Source organism: Ferrigenium kumadai (genome assembly GCF_018324385.1).
Lineage (GTDB): Bacteria > Pseudomonadota > Gammaproteobacteria > Burkholderiales > Gallionellaceae > Gallionella > Gallionella kumadai.
Window position 1 is genome coordinate 2,399,560 of the sequence record NZ_AP019536.1, and the last position, 14,594, is coordinate 2,414,153.

General features: G+C 63.4%; 15 protein-coding genes. 10 read left to right on the forward strand and 5 right to left on the reverse strand.

Annotation, left to right across the window (positions count from 1 at the left end; genetic code table 11):
• Positions 1-42: 42 nt before the first annotated feature.
• The 4 genes from FGKAn22_RS11655 to FGKAn22_RS11670 are packed head-to-tail and all read left to right on the forward strand — an operon-like array spanning position 43 to position 2,625.
• On the forward strand, positions 43-375 hold the full coding sequence (locus FGKAn22_RS11655) for a DUF2782 domain-containing protein (RefSeq protein ID WP_212785800.1): 333 nt from the start codon (positions 43-45) through the stop codon (positions 373-375).
• A 5-nt stretch (positions 376-380) separates the two neighbouring features.
• Positions 381-1,322, forward strand: a complete 942-nt coding sequence (locus tag FGKAn22_RS11660; RefSeq protein ID WP_212785801.1) for a homoserine kinase — start codon at positions 381-383, stop codon at positions 1,320-1,322.
• Between the two features lie 14 nt (positions 1,323-1,336).
• Positions 1,337-2,110, forward strand: a complete 774-nt coding sequence (locus FGKAn22_RS11665) for a BPSS1780 family membrane protein (RefSeq protein WP_212785802.1) — start codon at positions 1,337-1,339, stop codon at positions 2,108-2,110.
• Positions 2,111-2,112: 2 nt separating this feature from the next.
• Positions 2,113-2,625: a hypothetical protein gene (locus FGKAn22_RS11670; protein ID WP_212785803.1), complete on the forward strand. Its 513-nt coding sequence runs from the start codon at positions 2,113-2,115 to the stop codon at positions 2,623-2,625.
• A gap of 127 nt (positions 2,626-2,752) precedes the next feature.
• Here FGKAn22_RS11670 and FGKAn22_RS11675 read toward each other — a convergent pair whose 3' ends face one another.
• Genes FGKAn22_RS11675 through FGKAn22_RS11690 form a run of 4 tightly spaced genes read right to left on the reverse strand, consistent with a single transcriptional unit; the run spans position 2,753 to position 6,745 of the window.
• Positions 2,753-3,217 carry an MEKHLA domain-containing protein gene (locus FGKAn22_RS11675; RefSeq protein WP_212785804.1) on the reverse strand — a complete coding sequence of 155 codons (465 nt, stop codon included), beginning with the start codon at positions 3,215-3,217 and terminating at the stop codon, positions 2,753-2,755.
• Positions 3,195-5,369, reverse strand: coding sequence for a DNA helicase II (uvrD, locus tag FGKAn22_RS11680; protein ID WP_212785805.1), 2,175 nt, complete (start codon positions 5,367-5,369; stop codon positions 3,195-3,197). Before uvrD ends, FGKAn22_RS11675 begins: the two co-directional genes overlap by 23 nt.
• Before the next feature lie 52 nt (positions 5,370-5,421).
• Positions 5,422-6,327: a YihY/virulence factor BrkB family protein gene (locus tag FGKAn22_RS11685; protein WP_212785806.1), complete on the reverse strand. Its 906-nt coding sequence runs from the start codon at positions 6,325-6,327 to the stop codon at positions 5,422-5,424.
• A gap of 37 nt (positions 6,328-6,364) precedes the next feature.
• Positions 6,365-6,745 carry a hypothetical protein gene (locus FGKAn22_RS11690; protein ID WP_212785807.1) on the reverse strand — a complete coding sequence of 127 codons (381 nt, stop codon included), beginning with the start codon at positions 6,743-6,745 and terminating at the stop codon, positions 6,365-6,367.
• A 182-nt stretch (positions 6,746-6,927) separates the two neighbouring features.
• Between FGKAn22_RS11690 and FGKAn22_RS11695 the strand changes: the two genes are divergently transcribed.
• The gene (locus FGKAn22_RS11695) at positions 6,928-7,137 is read left to right on the forward strand and encodes a SlyX family protein (RefSeq protein WP_212785808.1); all 210 of its coding nucleotides are present in this window, start codon (positions 6,928-6,930) and stop codon (positions 7,135-7,137) included.
• 108 nt (positions 7,138-7,245) lie between these two features.
• Here the strand turns inward: FGKAn22_RS11695 and FGKAn22_RS11700 are convergent, their stop codons facing one another.
• The gene (locus FGKAn22_RS11700) at positions 7,246-8,142 is read right to left on the reverse strand and encodes a phosphoribulokinase (RefSeq protein ID WP_212785809.1); all 897 of its coding nucleotides are present in this window, start codon (positions 8,140-8,142) and stop codon (positions 7,246-7,248) included.
• Between the two features lie 148 nt (positions 8,143-8,290).
• Here FGKAn22_RS11700 and leuS point away from each other — a divergent pair, with 148 nt between their 5' ends.
• The 5 genes from leuS to dsbD all read left to right on the forward strand — a co-directional run bounded on the left by leuS (position 8,291) and on the right by dsbD (position 14,571).
• Entirely contained in the window at positions 8,291-10,885 is a 2,595-nt protein-coding gene (leuS, locus tag FGKAn22_RS11705; protein WP_212785810.1) for a leucine--tRNA ligase, read from the forward strand.
• An 84-nt stretch (positions 10,886-10,969) separates the two neighbouring features.
• Entirely contained in the window at positions 10,970-11,458 is a 489-nt protein-coding gene (locus tag FGKAn22_RS11710; protein ID WP_212785811.1) for an LPS-assembly lipoprotein LptE, read from the forward strand.
• Between the two features lie 3 nt (positions 11,459-11,461).
• Positions 11,462-12,463, forward strand: a complete 1,002-nt coding sequence (gene holA / locus FGKAn22_RS11715; RefSeq protein WP_212785812.1) for a DNA polymerase III subunit delta — start codon at positions 11,462-11,464, stop codon at positions 12,461-12,463.
• Positions 12,460-12,780, forward strand: coding sequence for a divalent-cation tolerance protein CutA (gene cutA / locus FGKAn22_RS11720; RefSeq protein ID WP_212785813.1), 321 nt, complete (start codon positions 12,460-12,462; stop codon positions 12,778-12,780). Before holA ends, cutA begins: the two co-directional genes overlap by 4 nt.
• A gap of 3 nt (positions 12,781-12,783) precedes the next feature.
• A complete protein-coding gene (dsbD, locus tag FGKAn22_RS11725) occupies positions 12,784-14,571 on the forward strand; it encodes a protein-disulfide reductase DsbD (protein WP_212785814.1) in 1,788 nt (595 codons plus the stop codon).
• The last annotated feature ends 23 nt before the right edge of the window (positions 14,572-14,594 follow it).

A 14,594-nucleotide genomic window follows, 5' to 3' on the forward strand; every position in this document is an offset into this window, starting at 1 on the left:
TCGGCTAAAATACGCTCATTCCAATCCATCGAGACCACTGCGATGCGCCTCCCTGCCTTTTTGCTCCTGAGCGGTTTGTCCCTTTCCGCTTTCGCCCAGCCGCCGGTTCCAGCCAACCTCGAGCCTCTGCCTCCGCCTCCCGCGTTCAATTCGCAGGAGGCGCCGGCGGACGAGCCCGAGGTGACCATCACCACGGAAAAGGAACAGACCGTGGAGGAATACCGCGCCAACGGCAAGCTGTACATGATCAAGGTCACGCCCAAGCACGGCGTGCCCTACTACCTGATCGACGACCGCGGCGACGGCAAGTTCTCGCGCCAGGAAAGCCTCGATTCCGGCTTGCGCGTTCCGCGCTGGGTCATTCACACGTTCTAAAAGATATGGCCGTTTTCACCAGCGTCTCCGAGGCGGAGCTGACCGCCTGGCTGGGCGATTATTCGCTCGGCCAACTGCTCGAATTGCAGCCTATCTCAGCCGGCATCGAGAACACCAACTATTTCGTCACGACCAGCAACGGCCGTTTCGTGCTCACGCTGTTCGAGAAGCTCACGGCGGACGACCTGCCCTTCTACCTGAACCTGATGGCGCACCTGGCGCGGCACGGCATTCCCTGCCCCAGCCCGGTGGCGAACCGTCGCAACCAGCTGCTCGGCACGCTCAACGGCAAGCCCGCCTGCATCGCCACCCGTCTTCCCGGCAAGTCCACCACCGCGCCGAACCATGAACAGTGCGCGGCCATCGGTGCGATGCTGGCGCAGATGCACATCGCCGGACAAAGCTTTAGCCAGGTGATGCCCAACCCTCGCGGTGCGGCATGGCGGGCCGCAACGGCACCGCAGGTGCGCCCCTTCCTCGACGCACAGCAGGCTGCATTGTTGGACAGTGAGGTCGCGCTGCATGCGCAGAATAATTTCGCATCGCTGCCGCAGGGCGTGATCCACGCCGACCTGTTCCGCGACAACGTGCTGCTCGAAGAGAACCGCGTCGGCGGTCTGATCGATTTCTATTTCGCCTGCAGCGACGCGCTGTTGTACGACGTGGCGATCACCGTCAACGACTGGTGCATGAATGCGGACGGCAAGCTGGATGACGCACGGGCGCAAAGTTTCCTGCGCGCGTATCATGCGGTGCGGCCGCTGTCGGACGGCGAACGCGCGGCCTGGCCGCTGATGCTGCGCCTCGCCGCGTTGCGCTTCTGGATCTCGCGCCTATACGACAAGCACATGCCGCGCGACGGCGAACTGGTCAATGCGCACGACCCGGGCCACTTCGAACGCGTGCTGAAGAACCACATCTCAACGCAACAAACCGTCTGGCTATGACACAGGGGATCAATATGGAACCGCAACGCTTGCAGGCAGGGCAAGGCTGGCAGTGGATGAAGCAAGGTTATGCCCTGTTCATGAAAGCGCCGCTGCTGTGGATGGTGCTGCTGCTGATCTGCTTCATCGCGATGGCGGGCCTGTCCGCCATCCCCGTCGTGGGCGAACCGCTCTCCAGCCTGCTGCTGCCCGCGGTGATGGTCGGCCTGATGGTCGGTTGCCGCGCGCTGGAACAGGGCGAAGAACTGGAACTGGCGCACCTGTTCAGCGGTTTCCAGCAGCATACCGCGCAACTGGTCACGCTGGGCGGCATCGCACTGGTGGGGCAATTCCTGATCTTCGGCCTGATGATGATGGTCGGCGGCGCCACCCTGGTCAGCATCCTGATGAGCGGCCAGCCGCCGCAAGATCCGCAAGTCATGGCACAGGCCATCGCCGGTGCGGGATTCGCCGTCCTGATCGGCGTCGCGCTGTTCAGCGTCCTGCTGATGGCGATGCAGTTCGCACCGATGCTGGTCTACTTCAACGGCATCGCGCCCGTCGAAGCGATGAAGCTCAGCTTCCGCGCCTTCCTCGCCAACATCGGCCCGATGCTGGTGTACGGCGTCGCATTCATCCTGCTCGCGATCCTGGCGAGCATCCCGATGATGCTGGGCTGGCTGGTGCTGATGCCCGTCATGATCACCTCGCTGTATGCCTGCTACAGCGGCATCTTCCCGCCGCAGAAAGAGAGCGAGTCCGCGCCCGCCGCAGGCGACGACGACAAACCGACCGAGGGCACACTCTAGAAATGCAATTCCAGGCAACCGCAGCAGAAATCAAGAAGGCGCAGACGCCGCACAACCTATTCATCTCGGGCCTGTTCCTGTTCGACCTGTTCATGACCCCGGCCGTGATCGGCATGAAGATCGGCATGGCCGGGCTGCTGATCCCGCTTGTCTGCTCCGGCTCGCTGATCGCCTTCATCTACCTGCGCAGCCGCAAGGCCACCAGCTGGTTCGTCGACGCTCACTGGAAACTCGCCTTCGCGCGCGCCAGGGTGCTGATGCTGGGTTATGCGATCACGGCGGCGCTGATCTTCATCGCCTGGCTGGTCAGCGGCGCCTCGAAAGACCCGAACATGGCGCACATCCTGTGGACCGCGCTCACGCGCATCGCCCTGATGCCGACGCTGATCGTGGTGATGATCACCGCGGTGCTGGAATTCAGCGCCTCCGCACAGGCCGCCAAGCGCGAAGTGCCGGACAAGATCGCCGCGAACTTCCCGCCGCCCGCCCAACAAAGCCAGGACAACGCTGATTAAGTCGTCAAGCCGGACGAGCCAAAACCAGAGAGGTGGCTTGTAGGAGCGTGCCTTGCACGCGAAGACGCTTGTCGCGTGCAGGGCACGCTCCTACAAAACCGCGAGCATCTTGCGATCCGGCAAGGGACTAAAGCTGTGGAACGAACACCGCCGCCTGGCCGTGCGGAATACCCGCCTCATCCGCCAGGTTCCACACCGTGCAGTCCGAAATCATGAAGTGCCTGCCGCTGCTGGCGATGCGCATACCGGAATAGCCGTCCACATAGCCCCGCTGCGCTACCTTCGCCAGCAGCTTCACCCGCGCCTCCTGTGCCAATGGCTCGGCGGAAAGGCGCGAAGGCAGGCGGGAGAATTCCTCGAAGCTCATCTCGAACAATTCCAGCGCCAGGCGGTTGCCGTAGAAAAATATGGGGTCGGCTTCGGTGCCATGAGCGACGATGGCGCGCGGCGCTTCCCAGAGGGCGAGGCGCAACGCCTCATCGCCTCCCGGCACTTCGTCTAGCAGCGGTCTGCCTGTCAGTCGACGGTAGCTGTCGACGATGAGCCGCAGCCGCTCATCCTGCACCACGTCAGACGGCAGTGAGCTTGGCATATTCGAGCGCGAGCCACTTGCTGCCCGCGTGTTTGAAGTTGACCTGTACGCGCGCGTCCGCGCCGCCGCCCTCGATGCCGGTGACGGTGCCCTCGCCGAACTTCTGGTGGAACACGCGCTGACCCATCTTCCACAACGCACCGGGTGGCGGAGGTGCGGGCTCTGCTGATGCCCCGCCAAACGCCGCAACGTAGCTGCTCGTTTCGTAGCTGCTGTTGCCGAATGTCCGGCGTGCGCTCACGCGCGGCGTCAGCCAGAGCAGCAGCTCTTCCGGCAGCTCGCGCAGGAAGCTCGACGCCATGCCGTAGTTCACCTTGCCGTGCAGCATGCGGCTCTGAGCGAAGGTGAGGTACAGCCGGCGCCGCGCGCGCGTGATCGCCACGTACATCAGGCGGCGCTCCTCATCCAGTCCGCCGTCCACGTTCTGGCTGTTCTGGTGAGGGAACAATCCCTCTTCCAGCCCCGTGATGAACACGGTGTGGAACTCCAGGCCCTTGGCTGCATGCACCGTCATCAGGTGCAGTGCATCCTCGCTGTCGCCCGCCTGATGCTCGCCCGCTTCGAGCGAAGCGTGGGTCAGGAAAGCGGTGAGGCTGTCGTCCTCGTTCTCGTGCACGAACAGTGTCGCGGCATTGACCAGTTCGTTCAGGTTCTCCAGCCGCTCTTCCGCCTCGCGCTTCTTCGAGGCAGAGGTCTTCTCGCTTTCGTAATGCGCGACCAGACCGCTGTGCTCCAGCACATGATCCATGATCTCCGGCAACGGCAGATCCTTCGTCGCGCTGCGCAGCGACTCGATCAGCGCGACGAAGGCGGAGACCTTGCCGCCCGCACGCGCCGCCGCATCCCACAGCGTGGTGCCGTTCATCCTGGCCGTTTCCTGCAACTGCTCGAGGCTGCGTGCGCCGATGCCGCGCGTGGGGAAGTTGATGATGCGCAGCAGCGCATTGTCGTCGTCGGTGTTCTCCATCAGGCGCAGGTAGGCCAGCGCGTGCTTGATCTCCTGCCGCTCGAAGAAGCGCAGTCCGCCGTATACGCGGTACGACAGCCCCGCCGACACCAGCGCATGTTCCAGCACGCGCGACTGCGCGTTGGAGCGGTACAGCAGCGCCATCTCGGTGAGGTTCACGCCCTCGCGTTTGAGCTGCTGGATCTCCTCGACGATGAAAGCGGCCTCGTCCACATCCGTCGGAGCCTCGTACACGCGCAGCTTCTCGCCGCCGCTTTCCGAGGTCCACAGATTCTTGCCGAGGCGGTTGCGGTTGTGCTCGATCAGCGCGTTCGCCGCCTCGAGGATGTTTCCGTGCGACCGGTAGTTCTGCTCCAGCTTGATGACGCTCTCGACGTGGAAGTCGCGCAGCAGCTCCTGCATGTTGCCCACGTTCGCGCCGCGGAAAGCGTAGATCGACTGGTCGTCATCGCCCACCGCGAACAGCGCATTTTCCTTGCCTGCCAGGAGTTTCAGCCAGCGGTATTGCAAAGGATTGGTATCCTGGAACTCATCCACCAGGATGTGCTTGAAGCGCTCCTGGTAATGCTCGCGCAGCTGCGTATTGCGCGACAGCAGCTCGTAGCAGCGCAACAGCAGCTCCGAGAAATCCACCACACCCTCGCGCTGGCACTGCGCGTCGTACTCGGCGAACACTTCCACCTTGCGCTTGGTATAGGGATCGTAGGCCTCCACCTCGTGCGCGCGCAGCCCCTGCTCCTTGCTGCCGCTGATGAACCACTGCATCTCGCGCGGCGGATACTTTTCGTCGTCGACGTTGAGCGCCTTCATCACGCGCTTGATGGCGGAGAGCTGGTCGCCCGAATCGAGGATCTGGAACGTCTGCGGCAGGTTCGCCTCGCGAAAATGCGCGCGCAGCATGCGGTTGCACAGCCCGTGGAAAGTGCCGATCCACATGCCGCGCGTGTTGATCGGCAGCATCGCCGACAATCGCGTCACCATCTCCTTCGCCGCCTTGTTGGTGAAAGTCACAGCGAGGATGCCGTGGGGGCTGACCTGCCCGGTGCTGATGAGATAGGCGATGCGCGTGGTCAGCACGCGCGTCTTGCCGCTGCCCGCCCCCGCAAGGATCAGCGCGGATTGGGCGGGAAGTTCGACGGCGGCACGTTGTTCGGGATTGAGACCGGAAAGCAGATGGGAATTCATGGCGCAATTATCCCACAGGCGGCGCTTCGGCACTTAACGCATCGGCCCGCTCCTACTTGATCTTGGTACGCATCCGCATCTGCAGGGTCGTGGCCTCACCGACTTCGATGCGTTCGTATTCCGCGATCACCTGTGCCCCCAGCAACAGCAGCGTGGCGGCCACCTCCAGGCTGGTCAGCAGGACGATGGCCGTGGTCAGCGACCCGTACACCACGCTCACCTGAGACAGGGTGCCGAAGTACCAGCGCAACGCGAAGCGGACGACCTCCCACAGCAAGGCAGCCGTCACGCCGCCGATCAGCGCGTGATGTACCGGCAGTCTGCCGACCGGCATGAAGTAATAGATCGCCGAAATGAGCAGGACTTCCCCGAGGAGACCGCCGCTGTAGATCAGAAAGTGCGAGAAGCCGCTCAGCGACCAGCTGTGCCCGAACAGAACGACATTCTCGGCGCCCATCGCCACCAGATCGGCGATCACGATCGCGCCCGCGAACAGCAGCGCGCAGATAAAAGTGATGTAACCGAAGGGCAGCAGCAGGGAAACGAGAAAATTCCGCCGAAGCCTCTGCATCCTGTGCCGAAAGATCACCGACATTGCGCTCTCAAGCACCCTGAAGCCGAGCGAGCTGAAGAACAGCATCGTGATCAACAGCACCCATCCGATCACCGCACGGTTATCAAGGAACGCCTTCAGCTCTATCACCACCGCCCTGCTTTCGCCCGGTACGACGTATTCCAGCGCCCTGCGCACCGTGGCCAGGAGCGCCCCCTGATCGATCACCTGCGACAGCGCGATCACCATGAGGATGAGCAGTGGCACGATGGAGAGCAACGCGAAGTAGGCCACCGCACCGGCAAGCAGCAGGCCCTGATTCGCCCGAAACGCTTTCAGCACCTGAAGCGCAAAGGCAACAGGGTGTCTCAAGACATGCAGCGTGCGCGGATTGATGAGTTGCATGGTGGTCGGAACTGACAGGCAGAAAGGGCCATGCCGCCTACTTCATCATCGCTTCCAGCTTGCGCTTATCCGCCGCGCTCGGCATGTGGCTGATGTTCAGGACGATGCCGGCCAGGTCGCGCACCTCTGCCGGCGCGGACATGTCGCCTGTCACCTTTCTGAGCTTGTCCGCATCCCCGGCGGCGACCTCGTGCCTCAGGTTCCCGATCGCGGTTGCGATCACGCGCTCCTGACCAGTGCTGCCCTTGTCGGCGGCGATGGCGTTCAGCCTGACCTTCTCCGCATCGCTGGGATAATGCTCCAGATGCATCATGATTCCCGCCATCTCACGCACCGCCGCGCTGGCGGCCAGCGCGGACTGCGCGCCCAGCATCAGGCCCGCTACAGACAACAAAACCAAAAGAAATCTGCTCTTCATGGCTGCCTCCTTGGTATGAATTGAACGGACAATCACTGGCACTGCGGACCGCCATCCTAGACTTTTCCAGGAGAAATGATAATGGGGTAATGTGCGGAGCCCGAAGCCAGGCATGAATCGCGGCCCCGCGCTAGAATGGCCGCCATTTTCCCGGCCAGTCGCCGAACCCTCAGGATCGCCCCATGATTGAAGAACGTCTAATCAACATCGAAACAAAGATCACCTACCAGGAAGACCTGAGCGAGGAACTGAACAAGACGATCTACCAGCAGCAACAGAAGATAGAACGACTGGAAGCGATCTGCGAAGCGCTCGCAAAACAACTCAGGGCGCTGGCCGAAGCGGGAAGTGAGGGAAAGCCGCCGGCAAACGAAAGGCCGCCGCACTATTAGAGCGCAGTCTGCACAGCTAGGCCTTGGCATTGCCCCAAACAAAACGGGGAAGCGTCGCCGCTTCCCCGTTCTCTGGATGCCGGAGCAAGTCCGGCATGACAGTGTTGCTTACTTCTTCTTGTTCTCGATCATCTCGTGCATGATCGGTGCGAGGATGATTTCCATCGCGTAGCTCATCTTGCCGCCGGGCACCACGAGGGTGTTGGCGCGGGACATGAAGGAGTCCGGGATCATGTTGAGCATGTATGGGAAGTCCACGCCCTTCGGATCGCGGAAGCGGATGACCACGAAGCTCTCGTCCGGAGTCGGGATGTCGCGCGCGATGAAGGGGTTGGAGGTGTCCACGGTCGACACGCGCTGGAAGTTGATGTGCGTGCGCGAGAACTGGGGAGTGATGTACTTGATGTAGTCCGGCATGCGGCGCAGGATGGTGTCCACGGTCGCTTCGGCGGAATAGCCGCGCTCTGCCTTGTCGCGATGGATCTTCTGGATCCACTCGAGGTTGACGATGGGAACCACGCCGATGCCCAGGTCCACGTGACGGCCGGCATCGACGCCCTTCTCCTCGTTCTGCGCCAAGCCGTGCAGGCCTTCATAGAACAGCAGGTCGGTGCCGCTTTCGATGTCTTCCCACGGTGTGAACACGCCGGCCTTGAGGTCGGTCAAGTTGAAGTGCTTGTTGTGCTCTTCGGCTTCGAAGTCGCTGTGCACGTAGTAGCGGCGCTTGCACATGCCGGTGTCGCCGTAGGTCTTGAACATCTCTTCGATCTTCTCGAAGTGGTTCGCTTCCGGGCCGAAGTGGCTGAAATGGTTGTTGCCGTTCTTGCTGTGCTCGGCTGCCGCAGCGCGGAACGCCATGCGGTCCAGGCTGTGCAGGCTGTCGCCTTCGATGACGGCGGCCTTGATGCTTTCGCGGCGGAAGATGTTCTCAAACGCGCGCTTGACGGTAGTAGTGCCTGCGCCGGACGAACCGGTGACGGCGATAACGGGATGCTTACGGGACATAATCCACTCTCCTGAAACAACATTAATAAAAATTTTGAGGCGGGATTCTATAACAGAATCCCCCCCGAGCGCACCAGAGAGCTACGCAGCCCCCTGCCAAGGCCGCTATAATGCGCAATCCATCGAATTCAGCCCAAAATCCAGAAACATGCAACCGAACTACCACCCGGCCTCCATCGAACAACAAGCCCAACAGCACTGGGAGGACCGCAAGGCGTTCCTCGCCGTCGAATCCGGCGACAAGCCCAAGTACTATTGCCTGTCGATGTTCCCCTACCCTTCGGGCAAGCTGCACATGGGCCATGTGCGCAACTACACCATCGGCGACGTGCTCTCGCGCTACCACCGGATGAAGGGCTACAACGTAATGCAGCCGATGGGCTGGGACGCCTTCGGCCTGCCCGCCGAGAACGCGGCGCTGGCGAACAACGTGCCGCCCGCCGCCTGGACCTACTCGAACATCGAGTACATGAAGCAGCAGCTGAAGTCGCTGGGGCTGGGCATCGACTGGTCGCGCGAGGTGAAAACCTGCACGCCGGAGTATTACCGCTGGGAGCAGTGGCTGTTCACGCGCCTGTTCGAGAAGGGCGTGATCTACAAGAAGACCTCGACGGTGAACTGGGACCCGATCGACCAGACCGTGCTCGCGAACGAGCAGGTGATCGACGGCCGCGGCTGGCGCTCCGGCGCCGTCGTCGAGAAGCGCGACATCCCGATGTACTTCTTCCGCATCACGCAATACGCAGAGGAACTGCTGTCCGGCCTCGACCAGCTCGAGGGCTGGCCGGAGCAGGTCCGCACCATGCAGGCGAACTGGATCGGCAAGAGCTACGGTGTGCGCTTCGCGTTCACGCACGGCAACGACGAGAAGCTGTGGGTCTACACCACCCGCGCCGACACCATCATGGGTGTGACTTTCGTCGCCGTGGCCGCCGAGCACCCGCTTGCGACCCGCGCCGCGCAGGACAACCCGGCGCTCGCCGCCTTCATCGAGGAATGCAAGCAGGGCGGCGTGGCCGAGGCCGATATCGCCACGATGGAAAAGAAGGGCATGGACACCGGCCTCAAGGTCACCCACCCGCTCACCGGCGAACAGGTGCCGGTATGGGTCGGCAACTACGTGCTGATGGGCTACGGCGAAGGCGCGGTGATGGCCGTGCCAGCGCACGACGAGCGCGACTTCGGCTTCGCCAAGAAATACGACCTGCCGATCAAGCAGTCCATCCAGGTCGCGGGCGAGACCTTCTCCACCGACGCGTGGGCCGAGTGGTACGGCGACAAGGAAAAAGGCGTGTGCATCTATTCCGGCAAGTACGACGGCCTGAGCTACGGCGCCGCCGTGGACGCTATCGCCACCGACCTGAAGGCCAAGGGCCTGGGCGACAAGCAGGTGCAGTTCCGCCTGCGCGACTGGGGCATCTCGCGCCAGCGCTACTGGGGCTGCCCGATCCCCATCATCCACTGCCCGAGCTGCGGCGACGTAGCCGTGCCGGACGACCAGCTGCCCGTGGTGCTGCCCGAGAACGTGGTGCCGGACGGCGCGGGCTCGCCGCTGGCGAAGATGCCCGAGTTCTACGAGTGCACCTGCCCCAAGTGCGGCGGCAAGGCGAAGCGCGAGACCGACACGATGGACACCTTCGTCGAGTCGTCCTGGTACTACGCGCGCTACAGCAGCCCGCAGTGCAAGACCGGTATGGTGGACAAGGCCAGCGCGCAGCACTGGCTGCCCGTGGACCAGTACATCGGCGGCATCGAGCACGCCATCCTGCACCTGCTGTACGCGCGCTTCTTCCACAAGCTGATGCGCGACGAAGGCCTGGTGCCGGGCGATGAACCGTTCAAGAATTTGCTGACGCAAGGCATGGTGATCGCGCCGACCTTCTACCGCGAGGAATCCAACGGCAAGAAGCTGTGGATCAATCCGGCCGAGGTGGATGTGGCAACCGATGAGCGCGGCCGCCCGACGGGCGCGACGCTCAAGGCCGACGGCCTGCCTGTCGTCATCGGCGGCACGGAGAAGATGTCGAAGTCGAAGAACAACGGCGTCGATCCTCAGGCCATCATCGACGAATACGGCGCCGATACCGCGCGTCTGTTCATGATGTTCGCCGCTCCGCCGGACCAGTCGCTGGAATGGTCGGATGCCGGCGTGGAAGGCTCATACCGCTTCCTCAAGCGCGTGTGGAAGGCCGTGTCCGACCACGTCGCGCCGGGCGTGGTCGCAGCCTACCGCGAAGGCGAGCTGAGCGCGGCTGCCAAGGCGCTGCGCTTCCAGTTGCACCAGACCATCGCCAAGGTGGACGACGACCTCGGCCGCCGCAAGACTTTCAACACCGCGATCGCGGCGAACATGGAGCTGCTCAATGCGCTGGGCAAATTCACCGAGCAGACTCCCGCTGCGCGTCATGTGATGCAGGAAGCACTGGAAGCCATCGTGCTGATGCTGAGCCCCATCGTGCCGCACCTGGGCCAGGCTCTGTGGTCCGAGCTGCGCCCGGGCAGCGACCTGCTCGACCAGTCCTTCCCCAAGGCGGACCCGGCGGCGCTGGTGCAGGACGAGATCGAACTGGTGATCCAGATCAACGGCAAGCTGCGTGGCAGCCTGCGCGTATCGAAGGATGCCGACAAGGCGGCCATCGAGCAGCTCGCGCTGGCGCATGAGGTGGTGGTGAAGCAACTGGCGGGAGGCATCGCGAAGAAGGTCGTGGTGGTACCGGGCCGATTGATCAACGTGGTTGTGTAATCGTAGGGGCGGGTCTGAGACCCGCCCGTTATCTTTCAATACATCAATGGGAGGGTTTGAAACCCGCCCCTACGGGAGAGCGTCATGCGTGTCTTTGTGTTGTTGATGTCCCTGCTGCTCACTGCATGCGGCTTCCACCTGCGCGGCCATGCCGGGATGCCTTTCAGTACCCTGTACCTGAACGCGGCCAATCCCAACACGCCGTTCATCGCCGACCTGCGCCAGAACCTGACGGTAAACAACATCAAACTGGTGAACAGCGCCGAGAAGGCGGACGTGATCCTCAGCATCGAATCCGAAGTGCTCGACAAACAGATCCTGTCGCTTTCCGGAGGCGGGCGCGTGAGCGAGTTCCAGCTGTTCTACCGCGTCTCGGTACGCGCGTACGACAACCAGCAGCGGGACTGGATACCAACCGAAATAATGGAGATACGCCGCGACTACTCCTACGACGACACGAAGATCCTCGCCAAGGAACAGGAAGAGGCCATGCTCGTCCAGAGCATGCGTACCGACATGGTGCAACAGATCATCCGCCGCCTGAGCCGTTCCAAGGCACTGCCGCCGCAATAAGCCATGCAAATCGCCAGCGACGACCTGCCGCGCCATCTCGCTTCGGGACTGAAGCCGCTGTACGTGGTGTACGGCGACGCGCTGCTGCTGGCGATCGAGGCGGCGGACGGCATCCGCGCCGCGGCACGCGCCGCCGGATATGCAGAGCGCGACACATTCACCGTCGAGCAGCATTTCAAGTGGGCCGAGCTGCGCAACAGCGCGCAGAGCCTATCGCTGTTCGCCGAACGCAAGGTCATCGACCTGCGCATCCCGTCAGGCAAGCCGGGCGTCGAGGGCGGGCAGGCGCTGCAGGAATACGTTGCCAACCTCAGCCCGGACATACTCACGCTGATCACCCTGCCCAAGCTCGACAACACCGCGCGCAAGAGCCAATGGTTCGCGGCGCTGGAACGGAATGGCGTGATGGTGACCGCCGACGACGTGCCGCGCGGCGCCCTGCCGCGCTGGATCGCGGGACGTCTGAAGCGGCAGGAACAGACGGCGGACAACGCCACGCTGGAATTCCTCGCCGACCGCTGCGAGGGCAACCTGCTCGCCGCGTTCCAGGAGATCCAGAAACTCGCGCTGCTGTTCCCCGCCGGACAGCTGTCGCTCGATGATGTGAAGGACGCGGTGATGGACGTGGCGCGCTACGACATCTTCAAGCTGTCGGAGGCGATGCTGACCGGCAACGCGGCGCGTTTCGCACGCATCCTGGAGGGGCTGCGCGCCGAAGGCACCGCCACCGTGCTGGTGCTGTGGGCGATCACCGAGGATGTCCGCACGCTGGGCAAGGTACTGCAGGCAGTGCAGCGCGGCGGCAACCTCGCCAACGCGATGCGCGACGCGCGGGTCTGGGGCCCGCGCCAGGGATTGATCGAGAACGCGGCGCGCCGCATGAAATTCCCGCACATCGAGCGCGCCATGCAACAGGCCGCGCGCCTGGACAAGACCATCAAGGGCCTGCGCCAGGGCGACGTGTGGGACGAGTTGCTGCAACTGGGACTGCGGTTCGCCAAATGACCGACGCATTGCTGGTGTTCACCAACCTGCCGGACGAACAGTCCGCCACGGCACTTGCGCAGCGATTGATCGAGCAACGCGCCGCTGCCTGCGTCAACCGGCTCGCGCCCTGCACCTCGATCTATCGCTGGGAGGGCAAGGTCGAGACAGCCACGGAAGTGCCGCTGCTGATCAAGACCACCCGGGCGGCTTATCCGCGCCTCGAGCAGTTGATCCGCGAGGTGCATCCCTACGAACTTCCCGAGATCGTTGCGGTCTCGATTGACCAGGGCCTGCCCGCCTATCTCGATTGGGTAAATCAGGAAACCAAGGAATAGACCATGCGTTTTGTACTGCTGCTATTGATGTGTCTCGTCGCTCCCGTCACCCAGGCCGGATTCCTCGACAACCTCGGCGGCGGCAAGCAGCCGACCTTCCTGCCGCCGGACGAGGCGTTCGGACTGCAGGTCGCCGTGCGCGACGCGAACACGCTGCAGGCCAGCTTCAGCGTCACGCCCGGATACTACCTGTATCGCGACAAGGTCGAGTTCAGCGTCGCCGGCGGCAAGACGAAGATCGCGCGCGTCGATCTGCCCAAGGGCGAAGAGAAGAACGATCCGAACTTCGGCCTGATCCAGGTCTACCACCAGCCGTTCCAGGCGCTGCTGACGCTGGAACAGGCCGATCCCGCCCAGCCGTTGACGCTGAATGCGCGCTATCAGGGGTGCAGCGACGACGGGCTGTGCTATCCGCCCATCGACAAGACCATCACCGTCAGCCTGCTGCCCGCGCTGAGCAACGCGCCCGCCGCGCCGCCGAAGGCGCTGCCGCCGGCCGGTGACGACAACGCCCGCATTGCGGACCTGTTCAAGGGAGGCAGCTTCTGGCTGGTCATCGCGAGCTTCTTCGGCTTCGGCCTGCTGCTCGCGCTGACACCCTGCGTGTTCCCGATGATCCCCATCCTGTCCGGCATCATCGTCGGACGCGGCCACAAGATCACCCACATGCACGCCTTCATCCTGTCGCTGGCCTATGTGCTGGGGATGGCCATCACCTATGCCATTGCGGGTGTGGCAGCGGGTTATTCGGGCCACCTGATCTCCAATGCACTGCAGACGCCGTGGGTGCTGGGTAGCTTCGCCGCGCTGTTCGTGATCCTGTCGCTGTCGATGTTCGGCTTCTATGAATTGCAGCTGCCCTCCGCGCTGCAAAGCAAGCTCACCGACACCAGCAACAAACTGCACGGCGGCCATCTGTCCGGCGTATTCGCCATGGGCGCGTTGTCCGCCATCATCATGGGACCCTGCGTCGCCGCCCCGCTGGCGGGCGCACTCCTATATATAGGACAGACCCACGACGCGGTGCTGGGCGGGGCCGCCCTGTTCGCGCTGGCGCTGGGCATGGGTGCGCCGCTGCTGCTGATCGGCAGCTCGGCGGGGGTACTGCTGCCCAAGGCGGGCGCTTGGATGGAGGCGGTGAAGCGCTTCTTCGGCGTGCTGCTGCTGGCGCTGGCGATCTGGATCGTCTCGCCGGTCATCCCCGTTTCCGCACAGATGATGCTGTGGGCGGCGCTGCTGATCTTCTCGGCCATCTACCTGCACGCCCTCGACCCGCTGCCGCATAACGCGCACGGGATGCGCAAGCTCGGCAAGGGGCTCGGCATCCTCGCGCTGCTGCTCGGGGCGGCCTACCTGATCGGCGCGCTTTCCGGCGCGCGCGACATCCTGCGTCCGCTGGGCAACCTCGGGCGCGGCACCGTCGAGGCGCCTGCGAGCCTGCAATTCGAGCGCGTCCGCAACCTCGCCGCACTCGATGCCCGCATCGCCCAGGCCAGAGGCAAGACCGTAATGCTGGATTTCTACGCGGACTGGTGCGTCTCCTGCAAGGAGATGGAGCGCTTCACATTCAGCGACGCGACGGTGCAGGCCAGACTGAAGGACACCGTGCTGCTGCAAGCCGACGTCACCGCCAACAGCGACGACGACAAGGCGCTGCTCAAGCGCTTCCAGCTGTTCGGCCCGCCCGCCACGCTGTTCTTCGACACCCAGGGCAAGGAGATCGACCACCGCGTGACGGGCTACCAAGACGCCGCGCAGTTCCTGCAGTCGCTGCAGGCCGCGGGGCTGTAAAGGCAATGCCGCTTAATAAAGCG